This is a genomic window from Rhizobium sp. 01T437 (assembly GCF_056398505.1).
Genome location: NZ_JBFTPM010000001.1, coordinates 309,998 through 326,778 on the forward strand (window position 1 = coordinate 309,998; position 16,781 = coordinate 326,778).

Consider the following 16,781-nt stretch of genomic DNA (forward strand, 5'->3'; position numbering starts at 1 on the left):
ACGTTAACCATATGGTTAGATTTTCGCCCCGAATGCGCCGGAATTTAACGGGATCGCCATTCTCCGACCGCACAACAGTAGCAAGCGCGGACGATATAAGACGGGAGAATTGGCAAATGGCAGCAGTGAGTATCGCATTCGAAGCACCTGACAATTCCACGGGGCCTTCGCCCTCCAAGATCAGGCCGATCGACCTTGTTCATCTTGCGCGCCAGACGATGGGCGACAAGACGGTGGAAATCGAAGTTCTCCAGATGTTTGCGCGCCAGGCGCGCGCCTGCCTGCAGGACATTGCAAGCGGCGAGTCTGCCAGGGTGGGTGCTGCGGCACACCGCCTGAAGGGAGCCGCAAGCTCCGTCGGTGCCTTCCGGGTTTCGCAATCGGCGGAAGCCGTCGAAGAGAACAATGGCGACGCGACCGCCATGGCAGCGTTGGGTGCAGCCGTCGTCGACGCCGAGAATTTCATTCTGAAACTCTGCCGCGGATAAGGCAGGACAGGTTTGGGCTGACCTTGAGCCTGTATGTGCGTTCATTTTGATGCACATACAGGCTCAATTTTTTCTAAATCTACGCATCAGGCTTTCCGAAAATCGATCTCGATTTTCGGGCCGATACCGTAGGCCTTCTGTTCCATAGCGGAACGGCGGGTCTTTTTGCGACTTCCCCCGTGACGCATAGAGAATGGCGCAACCCTGGCCGATCTGCGAATCTCGGGGCGATCCGGCAATGTTGACTGACGCGCAGAATTGTCGGAAGAAAATCCGCCCATCTACTACGAAAGACCGGAACCTAATCCTGATGCCCAAACTTACCATCGTCGCCTTTGACGGAACGCGCTTCGATCTCGACGTCGATCAAGGCTCCACCGTGATGGAGAATGCGGTCCGCAATTCCGTGCCCGGCATTGAGGCCGAATGCGGCGGCGCCTGCGCCTGTGCGACCTGTCACGTCTACGTCGACGAGCAGTGGACTGAGATCGTCGGCCCGCCGGAAGCGATGGAAGAGGATATGCTGGACTTCGCCTTCGACGTGCGCCCGACCTCGCGTCTTTCCTGTCAGATCAGGATGAAGGCTGCCCTAGACGGGCTCACCGTGCACGTGCCGGAACGGCAGGCTTAACTCCCAAAATCGCGGCTCTTTCCAAAAAGAGAGCCTCGCACGCCGGAGGCGGGCGAGGCGAGGCGGGCGCATTACCTACGGATGAGGGAGGAACACCCGCGGCTTCGGAACGCGCCAGGAGAACACAGTCACGAAAGCCAGCTGCCTTACTGCACTTTCGAATATAGTCATATTACCGCGTTCCGGTTGAGTCCACCAGAATGAAAAATGACCGGTAAAAGGCTGGGAGTTCCACAAGCTTCGCACAAGTTTCATTGGGCAGCTAACGTTCTCTGCTCGCCTTGAGGGCAAAAAGAGCTTATCTTTCGCCGCCCTTGCCCTTGAGTCTATTGTTGAGCAGTCGCAGCATGCGATTCTGAAAATTGACCGCCTCGACGCGATCGAATCGGGCCTGCAACTTGTCGTGCTCTTCCACCCCGCGAGCCGACGCATCCGAAACGAGCTCCTGCATGGCCTCGCAATTGCGCCGCGAAGGCAGCGCCCTGAGTTCGCGTTCCATGGCACGCGCCTGAGTGCGGGCGATCTCGGCATGGCGCTCCTCGTGGCGCCTGATATCGCTCGACAGCGCATCCCAGATCATCGACAGCTCACGGCTCGCGCCCTTGCGGTTGCTCCAGCGCGGCATGATGATCTGTGTGTGGACGGTGACCTTGACGTTGCCGACGCGGCAGCGGCCATTTTCCTGAATATAAGTCGCCTCGCCGCCGAAACGGATCTTGGTGGCGCCGGGATGGCGAGCGGAGGAGCCGTTCGCCGTCGGGCCACGGCGGCTCAGTTCATCGTCCAGCTCGTCGGCCGTCTTTCCCTTGATATCGAAATAGGAATAGCTTTTCGTTGCAACGACTTCGGCAGCCGCGGGGCCGCAGAGGAAAAAGGCAATCATGGAAAAGGCGATGGGAAGGCGCATATAACGCAACGCAAGCGGCATTCTGAACTGAACCTGTGTTGAAGTTTGGCGGAGCTTGGGGCATAGCCACCGCAAGAGCAATATCGGATAGCGGCTTTTTTGGCTAGCGACGGGATTAGACTGGTGAAACAGCTCGATAGCAGTTTCTGGCGTGTGGCCCATGATCGAGAGATCGAGCTCAACAAGCGCTCAGTGATCATGGCGATCGTCAACGTGACGCCGGATTCCTTCTCCGACGGCGGGCGCTACGACACGGTCGACAGGGCCGTCGAGCACGCGCTGCAGGCGGTCGCAGACGGCGCCGAGATCCTTGATATCGGCGGAGAGTCGACCCGGCCGGATGCGGCCTCCGTCAGCCCGGCTGAAGAACAGGCGCGTGTACTGCCCGTCATCGAGGCGCTCAGCGGACGTACTGAAGCACTGATTTCCATCGATACCTATCGCGCGGAAACGGCGCGGCGTGCCATCAGTGCCGGCGCCCATATCGTCAACGACGTCTTCGGCCTGCAGAAGGAGCCTAAAATCGCTGCGCTATCGGCTGAGACCGGGGCGGGGCTCTGCATCATGCATACGGGCCGCGACCGGCAGAAGCTTGCCGATATCATCGATGACCAGGTCTTTTTTCTCGAGCGTTCGCTGGAGATCGCTTCCGCTGCCGGTGTCCTGCGTGACCGCATCGTGCTCGATCCCGGCTTCGGCTTTGCCAAGGAGACGCCGAAGGAAAATCTGGAACTGATGGCGCGTTTCGAGGAGCTGCACCGCTTCGGCCTGCCGCTTCTGGCCGGCACGTCGCGCAAGCGCTTCCTCGGCGCCGTCACCGGCCGGGAGCCGGCGGAGCGCGATGCGGCGACGGCGGCGACGAGCGCGCTTCTCAGGCTGCAGGGGGCGGCTGTTTTCCGGGTACACAATGTCGCAATCAACAGGGATGCGCTTGCCGTAGCCGATGCTATGCTGGCCGCCCGGAACGACGCTTCTAGAGCGTGTCACGATCCATCAGATCCGGGTGCCACGCTTTAAATCTTTGTTTTTCGCATGTCGTTATCGCAAAACCGCTACGCACTTTTGCGCGACATGCTTGAAGTCTTTGTTTTACGCATGTCGTTGCCGCAAAACCGCTACGCACTTTTGCGCGACATGCTTTAGGGGGAGGCCGTCATGAGTACCTATACGATCCTGATGCAGAACTGCGCCTTCTTCGCCCGCCACGGCGTGCATGCCGAGGAGGAATTCCTCGGTCAGCGTTTCTTCGTGGATGCCGAACTGGAGGTGGAAGCGGGCAGCGCGCTGGAAAACGATTCCATCGATGAGACCGTTCACTACGGCACCGCCTTCACCATCATCGAAGAGATCGTCGTCGGCCAGCGGCGCTACCTGATCGAGGCGCTGGCATTCGATATCGCCAAGGGGCTTTGTAAAAAATTCCCGCAGATTATCAGGGCCAAGATCGCGGTGCGCAAGCCGAATGCGCCGATCCCTGGCGTGCTCGATTTCGTGCAGGTGACCGTTGAGCATCGTACCCGATAATCCATTCCGTCTCGCAACGCTCGGCCTCGGCGGCAATGTCGGCGACCCAGTCAAGTCCATGGCATCAGCGCTTGCGGTGCTGGACGCCCATCCGGACTGCCGGGTGGCCGCCGTCTCGCGGCTTTACCGCACGCCGCCCTGGGGCAAGACCGACCAGTCCCATTTCTTCAACTCCTGCGCGGCGGTGGAAACACGGCTTGCTCCGGAAGCGCTTCTCGATCTCTGCCTATCGATCGAGCGCGAGATGAAGCGCGAGCGTATCGAGCGCTGGGGACCGCGCACGCTCGATATCGATGTGTTGACTTATGAGGGCGTCGCGCAGGATGCGCCTCGGCTGGAACTGCCGCATCCACGCATGACGGAGCGGGGCTTCGTGCTGATGCCGCTTGCGGATATCGCGCCCGAACTCATGGTCCGAGGCAGGGCGGTTTCCGATTGGCTTAGCGGCGCCGACATTGCGGGGATCGAGATCGCGGACGAAAGCCGCGACTGGTGGCGCAAGACCTAAAGGGGGCCACCAAGCGCAGGCTGCGAACATCCGCTGCATGCAGAGATGGATCCAGTTATCGGACATCGGACCTGCGGCTTCAAGCATTCAGGGCGAATTGATGCTGGGCAGGAAATCCTCGACCTGCTTGCGGTCAGCTGCAGAAAGCGGCTGCACCTGCTCCTGCCAGAAGCGTTCGGCCTCCGGGGTATCCTTCTCCCACTGGCGCACAGTGGTGATGTTGTCGTCGATCTTGCAGCGGCGGTGTCCGCCAAGGCGCAGATATTCCTTGGCGAGCTTCAGGCTCCTGGTTTCCGTATCCGTGTTGGTTGCGTTCATGTCCTTCGTCTCCGTGGCTGCGCAGGGACAAGCCCTGCCGTCTACGAAGAACGGCCTGTGGCGGGAAATGATCCCATGCCATCACGAAATACTAAAATAGGGAACGCGGCAGCGCCCGAGTGGTTCTCCTATCGAGACGGCAATCAAGTCGCTCTCGCAAAGAATCGCAAAAAGAGTGTCCATCACGGCAAACCAAGGCGGTTCACACGAACGGCGTGTCAAGGCAGACCAGCGGGGCCATAAGAACAGCCGCTGACGACCAAGACCAACAGGAGAAAGGGCCTACTTCTGCGGGCTTTTTTCGAGCGCGCTATAAGCCAAAAAGCAAAAGCGGCGGAAAACCGCCGCTTCAGGAAAATCCGTTCCGAATGAATAGCTTACTGGATCGAGCCGACAGCCATTTCGTCGACCTGGCGGGTCAGCGTCAGGCCAATGACCGGGACCATCTGGCTTTCGACCTTGACCGAAACGGTGACGTTCATGGTCTTGTCGTCGCGAACGCGGGCAATCATCGCGCCGTTCAGCTTGGAGCGATTGATACCGACGACGACGGTATCGTCGCTGACGGCGCCGGAGACGATATCGAGGCCTTTACCTTCGGCGCCATCGAGGAACTTGCCCTTGTAGGTGGAACCGGACTGCGAGATGACCGCGCTCATCGGCTGCTTGAAGACACCGACGCGGCAGGTACCGTCGAGTTTGATGCCAGCGGAGGAATCATCAGCCGGCGAACCGACGAGATTGCAGGTGAATTTCGTGCCCTTGTACTTGCCGGCGACGATTTCACCCGGCCCCTTCCAGGTGCCGGCGACGGATTCGAAGAAGGCCTTGTCGCGGGTTGCGGCAGTGGCGTTGGAAGCGACGTCTGCCACTGGAGACAATGCCGCGGCGGCCAGGCCGCATACAAAAAGAAACTTGCGCGAGTACATGGATTTTCCTTGGCAAACACCACTCGGGAACTGGTCTGAAGTTTTGCCGGAGAATGGTTAATGCTTTCTTTCCGGGACGCCGAAATGCGTGGAAATACAGGGCTTTCGCAAGGTAAGGATTCTAAGGTTGCGCCTTTAGCGCATTGAATCCGCTTGAATTTTTTGTACCCTAAGTAAGAAGGCCTAAATATGTCGAAATTCGGCTTTTTGCTCAGGGATTACCGTTGCGTGCCGTCATCGATGGCGTCAGGTCGCCGATGAAATCGCCGATTCCCGGCCGTTTCAGCGCCCGGAAAGTCAGCGGACGGCAGAGATCCATGGCGGCAATGCCAATCCGCGCCGTCATCAGCCCGTTGATGACGCCTTCGCCGAGTCGGGCCGAAAGCTTGGAAGCGAGCCCATGGCCCAGCACCTGCTGAACAAGGCTGTCGCCGACAGCAATCGAGCCGGTCACGGCAAGGTGGGCGAGCACGTCACGCATCAATCTCAGCATGCCGAGCGTGCCGGGGCGGCCGCCATAGAGTTCGGCCATGGCGCGGATCAGGCGAGCAGCCTCATAGAGCACGTAGAGTAGATCGACGATGGCGCGCGGGCTGACGGCCGTGACGATCGAGACGCGCTTGGAGGAATTGACGATCAGCGCGCGTGCCCGACGATCCAGCGGTGCAAGCAGCTCACGCTCGGCAAGCGCAATCAGGTGCGGAGCGTCGATGACCTCGCCTTCGGTTTCCTTCAGCGTGGCGCGGCCCTTGGCGGTTTCCGGCTTGTTGCCGAGCAGGCTCATCAGGCGGGCGACGACCGCGCGTGCCTTGGCCGGGCGGGTTTCCAGAATCGCGGCATCGGCTTCAGCCTTGATGGTCTGCACCGCGGCAAGCCGCATCATGCCCGCCGTCTCCCTGATGACGATTGCGATGACGGCGAGGATGCCGATCGCGAGAACGGAAAGCGCGGCATAACCCAACCAGTCGGCGCGGCTGAAGAGATCGCGGATCAGCCGGTCGGTCCAGAGGCCGAAGGCGAGCGACAGCAGAATGCCGAAAGCGCCGGCGGCGATGCTGGCGAAGGAGGTGCGCCGCTTGCGCGGAGTAGCGACCGGCAGCGGGCTCAGATCCTGCTCCGGATTGAGGAAGGGATCTTCCTCATCTGGCGTCAGCACCACCTCGCCGGAAAAGCTTGCCGGCTTGCGGCGTTCTACGCGCGGGGCTTCGGGCGCCGCATTCTCCTCCTCAAAGGTGAAGGCGGCGGGGGCGCGGCGCGGCTGATTGGGCTGGTCGATCGGGGGCTTGCTCATGCGAGGCGGTCTCCGAACAGGAACTGCATGGCGCGGTCGAGGCGGATATGCGGCACGGAGAGTTTGATGCCGCCGCCGGTTTCCTCGAGCTGCGGCGGGCGGAAGCGCACGACATTGACGTCGGACAGCTCGACCGACGCGTCGCCAGCTTCGATGCGCTCAAAGAGAGATTCGGGATTTTCCGGCAGATCGCCGGGGAAGATCGCCGTCTTGCGCTCACCGTCGAAGATTTCACCGGCGATCTTTTCACCGGCCATGGGTGTTCCGACGATGACGGGCAGGTCGTGGCCGTCGCGACGCACCGTTGCCTCCCGCGTGGCACGCACGGAAGCGAGTGCCATGACATCGATGCCGGCGCCGGCCATGCCGATGCGATCGATGGCGCGGTCGACGAGGCGGCGTGTCAGCCGGTCCAGCCGGTCGTGGCTTTCGTGGTGCAGATGGTCCGCCTTGGTGGCGGCGACCAGAACACGGTCGATGCGCCGGCCGAGCAGCGACGACAGGATTGAATTGCTGCCGGGGCGAAAGCAGGCAAGCACGTCGGTCAGGGCGCGCTCCAGATCCTGCACGGCTTCCGGACCGCGGTTCATTGCCTGCAGCGCGTCGACCAGCACGATCTGCCGGTCGAGCCTGGCAAAATGCTCACGGAAGAAGGGTTTGACGACCACCGACTTATAGGCCTCGTAGCGGCGCTCCATCATCGCCCAGAGCGAGCCGCGCTCCGGCTTTCCATCCGGGGGCAGGGCAAGCGGGGCGAAGGTCAGCGCAGGTGACCCATCGAGATCGCCGGGCAGCAGGAAACGGCCGGGCGGAAGGGTGGAAAGCGAGCGTTCGTCAGCCTTGCAGGCCTTCAGATAGCCGGCAAAGCTGGTGGCGAGATCGCGGGCGACCATTTCATCGGCAGACGCGGTGATATCCGTCGCTTTCGTCAGCGCCAGCCAGGCGCTCGACAGCTCGGCGCGGATGCCGGTTGCGGCAAGGGCGATGGTTTCCTCGCTGAAGGTGCGGAAATCCTTGCCGAGCAGCGGCAGGTCGAGCAGCCATTCGCCGGGATAATCGACGATATCGATCGACAGGCGGCCGGGCGAGAACATGCGCGTCCAGGAGCTGGCGCTCTGATAATCGAGCGTGATGCGCAGTTCGGAAATTGCGCGGGTGGAATCCGGCCAGATACGCTCCTTCACCAGTGCGCGGATATGATCCTCATACTGGAAGCGCGGCACGGCATCATCGGGTTGCGGCTCCAGGCGCACGGCCGACACCCGACCGGACTGAACCGCTTCGAAGAGCGGCAGCCGGCCGCCGTGCAGAAGATTGTGGACCAGCGAGGAAATGAAGACCGTCTTGCCGGAGCGGGAAAGGCCGGTGACGCCGAGCCGGATGGTCGGATTGACGAGACCGCTGGCGCGGTCTGCAAGATTATCCAGCGCGATCAGCGCATCGTCGGCAAAGGATGTCAGGCGTGGCGGCAAATCGGAATCCCTGATGGCACTGCCTGCAATATAGGAAGGGGCCGCTGCCCGAAAAAGAAGCGACGCGAAAGCTCAGTCGATGACGAAATCGACGAGACGCCATGCCGAAGTCGTAGCGACATAGCTGATAACAGCGAGACCGGCTGTCGGGAAGCCTTTCGGCACAGAGGCTGCCATAGCCTTTTGGCCGATCAGCGCCGATAGGGCCTGCTCCATGGTCGGGTTATGGCCGACGAGCATGACGCTCCCCACATCCTGCGCATCGATGATTTCGAGATAGGTATCGACCGAGGCGTTATAGAGCGTGTCGACGAAGCGCATGTCGAGCGTTTCGCCCATGGCCCGATGCACGGCCTCGGCGGTGTCGCGGCAACGAAGCGCGGTCGAGCTGATCAGGATGTCCGGACGGTAGCCCTTGTCGGCGGCGCGGTCGGCGACGATCTCGGCATCGCCGAAACCCTTTTTGCTCAGCGGCCGGTCGAAATCGCGCTGTCCGGGCTCGGYCCAGGCGGCTTCGGCATGACGCAGGAGGTATATCCGATGGGGTGGAGGCAGGAGGGCGGCCATGGGCAAATCCAGCTTCGAACGGAGCCTTTTCAGTAGCGGTTGCGATCCCGCAACGTCAACCGTCCACAGGCTTCTAAGAGCGCAAAAGGGGCGTCCCAAAACGGCGTTTTGAAGGCCAAGCAAAAAACGCTGCTCGGAATAATGATGCGAAAATAGACTGTTAGCTCAAATTTATGACAGATTTAAAAATCTGTTTACCTGTCTTATTTGGCTTGAATCGCGGATAGCGCATGGGATATACACCCGGCCAGATGAGATGTTCTTCAGGAGAATCGCGTTGAGTGAGAAGATCGATCTTAGCAATTATGTTCCCTCGGAAGACGAGGAGTTCATGAATACGAACCAGCGCGCTTATTTCAGAGCCAAGCTGGTTGCCTGGAAAAACGATATCCTTAGAGAAGCGCGCGAAACACTCGACCACCTGGCTGAGGAAAGCGCAAACCACCCTGACCTCGCAGATCGTGCATCCTCCGAAACCGACCGGGCTATCGAACTACGCGCCCGTGACCGTCAGAGAAAGCTGATCTCCAAGATCGACGCAGCCCTGCAGCGCATAGAAGATGGCACTTACGGCTACTGCGAGGAAACCGGCGAGCCGATCGGCCTGAAACGCCTCGACGCTCGCCCGATCGCCACGCTGTCGATCGAAGCGCAGGAACGCCACGAGCGTCGCGAAAAGGTTTACCGGGACGAATAATCACTTCCGAACCGGCAATGAAAAAAGCACCGCGAGACGATCGCGGTGCTTTTTGTTTTGGTGCTCTTTGCTCTGGGGCCATATGGCTCCGGCTTTTACTTGTCGCGATTGACGCTCATTTCGCCGAAGATGCGGGCGACTTCCTTTTGAAGTGCGGCATCCGCACCCGTGATCGGTGCCATATCGGGGTCGCGGCGCGGCATTGAGCCTGGCTGAGGAGAGCCGGACTGAGGAACACCAGGCTGCGGGGCAGGGCGTGCCTGCGTATTGGGTACGGGAACCACGCGCTCGGCGGCCGGATTGGCCGATATTTCATCATCGAGGATGCGTTGGAAATCGCGGCGGATGGCAGCCGATTGCAAACCGCCATCTTCCGTCGCGACTGGGGCGCCGCGCGAAACAGCGGGAGCGCTCTGAGCCGCCGGAGTGGACACTTCCGGTTCGATGCGCTCCTGCGGCAACACCCGCTGGCGGGCTGCATCGAGGATATCTGCAGCGTTGGCGGCATCGGGCACGGGTTGCGGAGCGGGGCGTTCGGGCTGGCGCGGCTGAAGCTGCGACATGCGCTGCGGGCCATCACGTTCGGCCGTGAGCGGCGGAGCGGAAACCTGTGGCGCGGGAGCCTGCTGGCCCGACATCTGCTGGGCAGGCATCTGTTGGGCAGACATGGGTGGCGTGACTGCCGGAGCGACCGAAGGTTCGGGGCGCTGGCGAACCGGCTCGGCCGGCGGGGCGATGACCGGGACGATGACTGGTGCCGGTGCCGGGCTGTAGGGTTCGAAATCGGGTTCGGCGCTTGCCGCCACAGATGGTGCGACGGGGGTGGCGACCGGCCTCGGCTGCGGGGCCTGCTGCGGCTCGCGGCGCGGCTGGACGGCTGCACGCTCCTGAACGACCTGGCGTTCCTCGACCGGCTGCGGGCGGAAATCGCTTCCGGTTTCGGCTTCGGTTTCCGGCAGGATGCGGCTTTCGATGACGATGTCGGTGGGGCCGCCGATCATGACGAGATGTTCGACATTGTCGCGGCGCACCAACACCAGGCGACGGCGGGCATCGACGGCGGCGGCATCGAGCACCTGCAGGCGCGGCTGGCGGTTGCGACCACCGCGGACAAAAGGCGAGGGCGCGCGGCCGCGCAGGAACCACAGAACGGCGATGAGCAGGATGAGGGCAATACCGACGCCACCGGCGGCAAGCAGGAAGCGGCTACCGTAAGCCCCTACAACATCATCGAACATAGGCACTCACTCCATTTCGCATTATGGCACAACAGACGACTTTTCCGCTCCTTAGGCAAGAGCCGGCGGGTCTGTCCAGTCACCGGCGAACGCGATTTCGTGTTGTGCAACTATTTGGCCGGGCGCTCGCTGCGGCACCGGCGGGATTACGGGCAAATTGGCGCGTTTGCCTGTGAATTCAAGCAGTCTAACGAAACCTGCTGTTTTTGCGGGCGCAGCAAGTTGATAAGAAGGAAAGACTGCCTGATTCCTGCTTCGTAGCGGTGTTACGAGCGCGGCCGGAAGGGCTTATGCGAGGAATAGATGACGAAATCGCGTCAGGTCGACGACTATAACGCGCCGCTTGTGGATCGTGGGGGGCGTTCTGGCACGGCGATACGCATCATCCTGCTGGCGATCGTGCTGATTGCGGCGGCGGCGGCCTTCGTCTTCTTCAAGGATTCGCTCGGCAACGAGCTGGTGCTCGGCTGTCTCGGCGTTCTCGCCATGGTTGGCATCTTCTTTCTCGTCTCCTCCGTCATCGGCTTCATCGAGGTCATGCCGCAGCGCCAGTCAGACAGCCTGGCGCGCGCTTTCCTGAACGGCCATCCCGACGGAACGCTGATCACCGACGAGAAGGGCCGCATCGTTTATGCCAATGCCGCCTATGGCGCATTGACCGGCGCGCGCAAGGCGACCGAGGTGCAGACACTGGAAACGCTGCTGTCGCGCCACCGCGAATCGAACGAGGCGCTCTACCGGCTGGTGAACGGGTTGCGCGAGGGCCGGGAGGGGCGCGAAGAATTCCGCCTGCTGCGGGCCGTTGGCCCCGGAAGCAACGCCGGCGCGCATTGGTATCGCCTGAAAGCGCGGCTCCTGAAGCCGGAAGAGGGCGACAGCAAGCCGCTGCAGATCTGGCAGATCATCGATATCACCGCCGAGCGTGAGGATCAGGAGCGCTTCTTCAAGGAGCTGCAGAACGCGATCGATTATCTCGACCACGCTCCGGCAGGCTTCTTCTCCGCCGGGCGCAAGGGCGAGATCTTCTATCTGAACGCCACGCTTGCGGAATGGCTGGGGCTCGATCTCACCAAATTCATGCCTGGATCGATGAACATCGGCGATCTCGTCGCGGGTGAGGGGCTGGCGCTAATCCAGTCGGTACAGGCCGAGCCGGGGCTGAAGAAGACCGTGACGCTGGACCTCGACCTGCGCAAATCGAACGGCCAGAGCCTGCCGGTGCAGATCATCCACCGCGTCACCTCCATGCGCGACGGGGCGCCCGGCGAGAGCCGGACGATCGTGCTGACGCGTGACAAGGACAGTGAGAACGGCCAGTCGGCATCGGCGGCCGCCATGCGCTTCACGCGCTTCTTCAACAACACGCCAATGGCGATCGCCTCCGTCGACGGCAATGGCAAGATCCTGCGTACCAATGCGCCTTTCCTGAAGCTTTTCTCCAATATCGTCTCGCGTGACGATCTGGAGCGCGGCGCGCTGATGGAAACGATCGTGCAGGACAGCGACCGGCCGCAGCTTGCCGCGGCACTCGCCGCCGCCAAGGATCGCCAGGGCGACATCCCGCCGATCRATTCCCGCACGCCGACCGATGACGCACGCTTCTTCCGCTTCTATGTAAATGCAGTCATCGACCAGAGCGACGAGGCGCCGGAGGAGGCGGCCATCGTCTATGCGGTGGAAGTGACCGAGCAGAAGGCGCTGGAAGCGCAGATGGCGCAGACGCAGAAGATGAATGCGGTCGGCACGCTTGCCGGCGGCATCGCGCACGATTTCAACAACGTGCTGACGGCGATCCTGCTGTCTTCCGACCATCTGCTACTGCAGGCGCGACCTGCAGATGCGAGCTTCGCCGATCTGATAGAGATCAAGCGTAATGCCAACCGCGCGGCGGTGCTCGTGCGCCAGCTTCTCGCCTTCTCGCGCAAGCAGACGATGCGACCAACGGTGTTGAGCCTGACCGATGTCGTCGGCGACCTGCGCATGCTGGTCGAYCGGTTGATTTCGGGTACCAATGTCAAGCTCGACGTCGAATATGGCCGCGATCTCTGGCCTGTCAAAACCGATCTTTCGCAATTCGAGCAGGTGCTGATCAATCTCTGTGTCAACGCCCGCGACGCCATGCCGGATGGCGGTACGCTGACGCTGCGCACCCGTAATCTGCCGGCAGCGGAAGTTGCCGCGTTCAACTATTCCTATATGCCGCATGAAGACATGGTGCTGATCGAGGTGACCGATACCGGTACCGGCATTGCGCCCGAGATCATGGACAAGATTTTCGAGCCCTTCTTCACGACCAAGGACGTGGGCAAGGGCACAGGTCTCGGCCTTGCCATGGTATACGGCATCGTCAAGCAATCCGGCGGCTATATCCAGCCGGAATCGGAAGTCGGCAAGGGCACGACCTTCCGTATCTTCCTGCCGCGCCATATCGTCGAACCGGCAGTCGCTGCGGAAGCGGAAGCCGCCGGTCAGGCCGTTGCGGCCGGCGGTGCGCAGATTGTGGAACTCGTCCAGCCGAAGCAGCCGGAAGACCTGACGGGTTCAGCCGTCATCCTGCTCGTCGAGGACGAAGAAGCGGTGCGGCGCGGCGGCAAACGCATGCTGGAGACGCGTGGCTATACGGTCCACGAGGCGGGGTCCGGCGTCGAGGCCCTTGAGATCATGGAGGAGCTCGAAGGCAAGGTGGATATCGTCGTCTCCGACGTGGTGATGCCTGAAATGGACGGACCGTCGCTGCTGCGCGAATTGCGCAAGAGCTATCCGGATCTGAAGTTCATCTTCGTGTCCGGTTACGCAGAGGATGCGTTCGCCCGCAACCTGCCGCCGGAAGCGAAGTTTGGGTTCCTGCCGAAGCCGTTCTCGCTGAAGCAGTTGGCTGTAGCGGTGAAAGAGACGCTGGATAGCTGATATGATTAAGGGGCGCTGTGCGCCCCTCAAGTCATTCCGCGATGGATCGTTGGCGGGGCCAGCCCGCCAGATGTTGGCTTACTCGCCAAGTGCCACAGCAATCTCTGCCGCAAGCCGCGCATTGTTCTCCACCAGCGCAATATTCGTCTTCAGGCTCTGACCGTCGGTCAGGTCGAAGATCGTGCTCAGCAGGTAAGGTGTTACCGCCTTGCCGGTGATTTCGTCGCGCTCGGCGCTATCAAGCGCACGCTCAATGTAGATTTCCATTTCCTCGCGGGCGATTTCATCGGCTTCCGGAACCGGGTTGGCAATCAGCATGCCGCCGTCGATGCCGAGCTGTTCGCGCGTCGTCTGGAAATTGGCGATCGCCGCCGGGCTGTTCAGCGTCAGCGGGCTGCGGATGCCTGATGAACGCGACCAGAAGGCCGGGAATTCGTCGCTTTCATAGGTCACGACCGGCACGCCGCGGGTCTCCAGCACTTCCAGCGTCTTCGGAATATCGAGGATCGCCTTGGCGCCGGCGCAGACGACAATGACGCCGGTGCGGGCGAGCTCTTCGAGGTCGGCGGAGATATCGAACGTTTCTTCAGCGCCGCGATGCACGCCGCCGATGCCGCCGGTCGCGAAGACCTTGATGCCGGCACGTGCGGCCGCAATCATGGTCGCGGCAACCGTGGTGGCACCGGTGCGACGCTCGGCGATCGAGAAGGCGATATCGGCGCGCGATACCTTCATCACGTCTTTGGCCTGAGCAAGCTGTTCCAGCTCGGCGGCCTCGAGGCCGATATGCAGCGTGCCGTGGATGACGGCGATGGTGGCGGGAACGGCACCCTGATCGCGGATGATCGCTTCGACGCTGCGCGCCATCTCGATATTGCCGGGGTAGGGCATGCCATGGGTGATGATGGTCGATTCGAGGGCGACGATCGGGGCGCCGCGCTGCTTGGCGGCGGCCACTTCCTTCGAATAGGAGATCGGCAGCAGGGGCGAGAAGGGTTTGGTCATGATCCGTATCCGTTTATCGATGTTGCCGCTTCATTGCAGAATTCTTGCCGCCGGGACAAGCGAAAGCATGTCGCGGATCAGTTCCCGCGAGAGATTTTCGTTGACGGCGTGCGGTGACTGTACGGTGAGAGCCGCTGCCGCTGCACCATGGCGGACCGCCTCTTCGAGCGGATAGCCGAGCATGAGGGCCGAGAGCGTACCGGCCGCCAGCGAGTCTCCCGCACCCGTGACATCGGCGACATTGTCCGAGATCGGCGGCTGCAAGACAAGCGCCCGCCCGTCCTTGAAAGCGACGAGTTCGCGCTGGCCGCGCGTGACGACCGCTCCGCCGATGCCGATGTCACCGAGCAGGGACGGCCAGCCGGCGGCTTCATCCGGCCGGTGGCCAGCCAGCGCTGCGGCCTCGGCCTCGTTGAGGAATAGATAGTCGATACCTTCGAGGCAGGGCAGGAGGCGCACCACCTTGGCCGGCGAAATAGCAATTGCCGCTACCGGCTTGCCGAGTGCCTTGGCCCTTGCGACGATCGCGGCAGCCGTGTCCTCGGGCAGGTTGGCGTCGAAGAGGATGAAATCGGTGGCGGCGAAGGCGTCACGCACCCAGCGGATCGATAGTCGCCGCGGCACGAAGAAGCGGTAGAGCTCCATGTCGGCCAGTGCGATGACCAGATTGCCGTCCTTCTCGATGATCGCCGTATAGCTTGGCGTCTTGCGGTCGAGGAAGACGAAGGGGCGGTCATTTATTCCTGCAAAATCGGCCGCCTCGCTTACCATCTCGCCGATCGGGTCGCCGCCGCGCGGCGAAATCATCGTCACCTCGAAGCCGAGCCGGGCGAGATTGCGTGCCGCATTGAAGCCGCCACCGCCCGGTTCCTCGAACCATGTTCCAGGGTTGCTGGCGCCGGGTGCCGTCTCCCCGGCAATGCGGCCGCGGCGATCGATATGGGCGCCACCGAGAACAAGAATCTTGCCGCTCATTTCTGCTCTCCCCGAGCGAATCGAATAGGCTCCAAAACGCCGGCATTCAGCGCAAGCGAAGCACTAAGCCGTTGCTTTGCATCGATAAAACAAAAATAGAACACGGGCCGTTTTACCTTTTTCTTTCAATTATTTGCAACCCCATTGCGAAATTAGAACAAATCAGGTACAAACTTCGCATCAGCGGCGACATTGCTAGAGCAGCGTCAATAACCTAAAGGTGGATCGAATGTCTCAGAATTCATTGCGGCTCGTAGAGGACAAATCGGTGGACAAAAGCAAGGCGCTCGAAGCGGCACTCTCACAGATCGAGCGGTCATTCGGCAAGGGCTCGATCATGAAACTCGGCTCGAACGAGAGCATCGTCGAGATCGAAACGGTTTCTACTGGTTCGCTCAGCCTCGATATCGCGCTCGGCATCGGCGGCCTGCCGAAGGGCCGTATCATCGAGATCTACGGTCCGGAAAGTTCTGGTAAAACGACGCTCGCGCTGCAGACCATTGCCGAAGCGCAGAAGAAGGGCGGCATCTGCGCCTTCGTCGACGCCGAACACGCTCTCGATCCTGTCTATGCCCGCAAGCTCGGCGTCGATTTGCAGAACCTCCTGATCTCCCAGCCCGACACCGGCGAGCAAGCGCTTGAAATCACCGATACGCTGGTGCGCTCCGGCGCCATCGACGTCCTCGTCGTCGACTCGGTCGCCGCGTTGACGCCGCGCGCCGAAATCGAAGGCGAAATGGGCGACAGCCTGCCGGGCCTTCAGGCCCGCCTGATGAGCCAGGCGCTGCGAAAGCTGACGGCTTCGATCTCCAAGTCGAACACCATGGTAATCTTCATCAACCAGATCCGCATGAAGATCGGCGTCATGTTCGGCTCACCGGAAACGACGACAGGTGGTAACGCGCTCAAGTTCTATGCCTCCGTCCGCCTCGACATCCGCCGCATCGGCCAGGTCAAGGAGCGCGAAGAGGTGATCGGCAACCAGACGCGCGTCAAGGTCGTCAAGAACAAGATGGCGCCTCCCTTCAAGCAGGTCGAATTCGACATTATGTATGGCGAAGGCGTTTCCAAGACCGGCGAACTCATCGACCTCGGCGTCAAGGCCGGCATCGTCGAGAAGTCGGGCGCCTGGTTCTCCTATAACAGCCAGCGCCTCGGCCAGGGTCGCGAAAACGCCAAGATCTTCCTGCGTGACAATCCGGATCTCGCCCGCGAGATCGAGACGGGGCTGCGCCAGAACGCCGGCCTGATTGCCGACCGCTTCCTGCAGAACGGCGGCCCTGACGCCGGCGACGATGCAGGTGATGCCGGCGACATGTAATTC

The 16,781-nt window shown here is 61.5% G+C and carries 16 protein-coding genes and 1 pseudogene; 8 read left to right on the forward strand and 9 right to left on the reverse strand.

The annotated features are described in order from the left end of the window. Positions 1-116: 116 nt before the first annotated feature. Both AC1DM5_RS01625 and AC1DM5_RS01630 read left to right on the forward strand, forming a co-directional pair. Complete coding sequence (locus AC1DM5_RS01625) at positions 117-488, forward strand: Hpt domain-containing protein (RefSeq protein ID WP_113325671.1); 372 nt, start codon at positions 117-119, stop codon at positions 486-488. A gap of 310 nt (positions 489-798) precedes the next feature. Further along, positions 799-1,119, forward strand: a complete 321-nt coding sequence (locus AC1DM5_RS01630) for a 2Fe-2S iron-sulfur cluster-binding protein (protein ID WP_113325670.1) — start codon at positions 799-801, stop codon at positions 1,117-1,119. Positions 1,120-1,417: 298 nt separating this feature from the next. On the opposite strand, the gene AC1DM5_RS01635 is transcribed toward AC1DM5_RS01630, so the two are convergent. Then, positions 1,418-2,047: a DUF922 domain-containing Zn-dependent protease gene (locus AC1DM5_RS01635; protein WP_477819414.1), complete on the reverse strand. Its 630-nt coding sequence runs from the start codon at positions 2,045-2,047 to the stop codon at positions 1,418-1,420. A 102-nt stretch (positions 2,048-2,149) separates the two neighbouring features. Between AC1DM5_RS01635 and folP the strand changes: the two genes are divergently transcribed. From folP to folK, 3 genes are all read left to right on the forward strand, one after another. Next, positions 2,150-3,043: a dihydropteroate synthase gene (folP, locus tag AC1DM5_RS01640; protein ID WP_477819415.1), complete on the forward strand. Its 894-nt coding sequence runs from the start codon at positions 2,150-2,152 to the stop codon at positions 3,041-3,043. Positions 3,044-3,181: 138 nt separating this feature from the next. Next, positions 3,182-3,550 carry a dihydroneopterin aldolase gene (folB, locus tag AC1DM5_RS01645; protein ID WP_477819416.1) on the forward strand — a complete coding sequence of 123 codons (369 nt, stop codon included), beginning with the start codon at positions 3,182-3,184 and terminating at the stop codon, positions 3,548-3,550. Then, entirely contained in the window at positions 3,531-4,058 is a 528-nt protein-coding gene (gene folK, locus AC1DM5_RS01650) for a 2-amino-4-hydroxy-6-hydroxymethyldihydropteridine diphosphokinase (RefSeq protein WP_477819417.1), read from the forward strand. Before folB ends, folK begins: the two co-directional genes overlap by 20 nt. A gap of 87 nt (positions 4,059-4,145) precedes the next feature. Here the strand turns inward: folK and AC1DM5_RS01655 are convergent. The 5 genes and pseudogenes from AC1DM5_RS01655 to AC1DM5_RS01675 form a co-directional block, all read right to left on the reverse strand. After that, positions 4,146-4,364: pseudogene (locus tag AC1DM5_RS01655) on the reverse strand (hypothetical protein); the annotation flags it as partial. Positions 4,365-4,753: 389 nt separating this feature from the next. Continuing rightward, entirely contained in the window at positions 4,754-5,305 is a 552-nt protein-coding gene (locus AC1DM5_RS01660) for a hypothetical protein (protein ID WP_477819418.1), read from the reverse strand. A gap of 211 nt (positions 5,306-5,516) precedes the next feature. Next, on the reverse strand, positions 5,517-6,596 hold the full coding sequence (locus AC1DM5_RS01665; protein WP_477819419.1) for a YcjF family protein: 1,080 nt from the start codon (positions 6,594-6,596) through the stop codon (positions 5,517-5,519). Then, a complete protein-coding gene (locus tag AC1DM5_RS01670) occupies positions 6,593-8,068 on the reverse strand; it encodes a YcjX family GTP-binding protein (protein WP_477819420.1) in 1,476 nt (491 codons plus the stop codon). The genes AC1DM5_RS01665 and AC1DM5_RS01670 overlap by 4 nt, the downstream gene beginning before the upstream one ends. A gap of 72 nt (positions 8,069-8,140) precedes the next feature. Next, on the reverse strand, positions 8,141-8,635 hold the full coding sequence (locus AC1DM5_RS01675) for a SixA phosphatase family protein (protein ID WP_477974490.1): 495 nt from the start codon (positions 8,633-8,635) through the stop codon (positions 8,141-8,143). A gap of 277 nt (positions 8,636-8,912) precedes the next feature. Here AC1DM5_RS01675 and dksA point away from each other — a divergent pair, with 277 nt between their 5' ends. Continuing rightward, positions 8,913-9,332 (forward strand): RNA polymerase-binding protein DksA, encoded by a 420-nt coding sequence (dksA, locus tag AC1DM5_RS01680; protein ID WP_007826301.1) that lies wholly within the window; start codon positions 8,913-8,915, stop codon positions 9,330-9,332. Between the two features lie 95 nt (positions 9,333-9,427). Here dksA and AC1DM5_RS01685 read toward each other — a convergent pair whose 3' ends face one another. Continuing rightward, a complete protein-coding gene (locus AC1DM5_RS01685) occupies positions 9,428-10,570 on the reverse strand; it encodes a flagellar biosynthetic protein FliO (protein ID WP_477819421.1) in 1,143 nt (380 codons plus the stop codon). Positions 10,571-10,873: 303 nt separating this feature from the next. On the opposite strand from AC1DM5_RS01685, the gene cckA reads away from it, so the two are divergent. Further along, positions 10,874-13,477, forward strand: coding sequence for a cell cycle histidine kinase CckA (gene cckA, locus AC1DM5_RS01690; protein ID WP_477974492.1), 2,604 nt, complete (start codon positions 10,874-10,876; stop codon positions 13,475-13,477). Positions 13,478-13,555: 78 nt separating this feature from the next. Here the strand turns inward: cckA and AC1DM5_RS01695 are convergent, their stop codons facing one another. Beyond that, the gene (locus AC1DM5_RS01695; protein WP_477819423.1) at positions 13,556-14,482 is read right to left on the reverse strand and encodes a pseudouridine-5'-phosphate glycosidase; all 927 of its coding nucleotides are present in this window, start codon (positions 14,480-14,482) and stop codon (positions 13,556-13,558) included. A 30-nt stretch (positions 14,483-14,512) separates the two neighbouring features. Continuing rightward, positions 14,513-15,457, reverse strand: coding sequence for a carbohydrate kinase family protein (locus tag AC1DM5_RS01700; RefSeq protein WP_477819424.1), 945 nt, complete (start codon positions 15,455-15,457; stop codon positions 14,513-14,515). A gap of 229 nt (positions 15,458-15,686) precedes the next feature. Between AC1DM5_RS01700 and recA the strand changes: the two genes are divergently transcribed. Continuing rightward, positions 15,687-16,778, forward strand: a complete 1,092-nt coding sequence (gene recA / locus AC1DM5_RS01705; RefSeq protein WP_007826290.1) for a recombinase RecA — start codon at positions 15,687-15,689, stop codon at positions 16,776-16,778. Positions 16,779-16,781 lie beyond the last annotated feature (3 nt).

Coding starts and splice junctions, on each gene's coding strand:
- AC1DM5_RS01665 (WP_477819419.1), bottom strand. CDS start 6,596: ATGAGCAAGCCCCCGATCGACCAGCCCAATCAGCCGCGCCGCGCCCCC.
- AC1DM5_RS01630 (WP_113325670.1), top strand. CDS start 799: ATGCCCAAACTTACCATCGTCGCCTTTGACGGAACGCGCTTCGATCTC.
- AC1DM5_RS01625 (WP_113325671.1), top strand. CDS start 117: ATGGCAGCAGTGAGTATCGCATTCGAAGCACCTGACAATTCCACGGGG.
- AC1DM5_RS01695 (WP_477819423.1), bottom strand. CDS start 14,482: ATGACCAAACCCTTCTCGCCCCTGCTGCCGATCTCCTATTCGAAGGAA.
- folB (WP_477819416.1), top strand. CDS start 3,182: ATGAGTACCTATACGATCCTGATGCAGAACTGCGCCTTCTTCGCCCGC.
- AC1DM5_RS01635 (WP_477819414.1), bottom strand. CDS start 2,047: ATGCCGCTTGCGTTGCGTTATATGCGCCTTCCCATCGCCTTTTCCATG.
- recA (WP_007826290.1), top strand. CDS start 15,687: ATGTCTCAGAATTCATTGCGGCTCGTAGAGGACAAATCGGTGGACAAA.
- AC1DM5_RS01660 (WP_477819418.1), bottom strand. CDS start 5,305: ATGTACTCGCGCAAGTTTCTTTTTGTATGCGGCCTGGCCGCCGCGGCA.
- AC1DM5_RS01685 (WP_477819421.1), bottom strand. CDS start 10,570: ATGTTCGATGATGTTGTAGGGGCTTACGGTAGCCGCTTCCTGCTTGCC.
- AC1DM5_RS01700 (WP_477819424.1), bottom strand. CDS start 15,457: ATGAGCGGCAAGATTCTTGTTCTCGGTGGCGCCCATATCGATCGCCGC.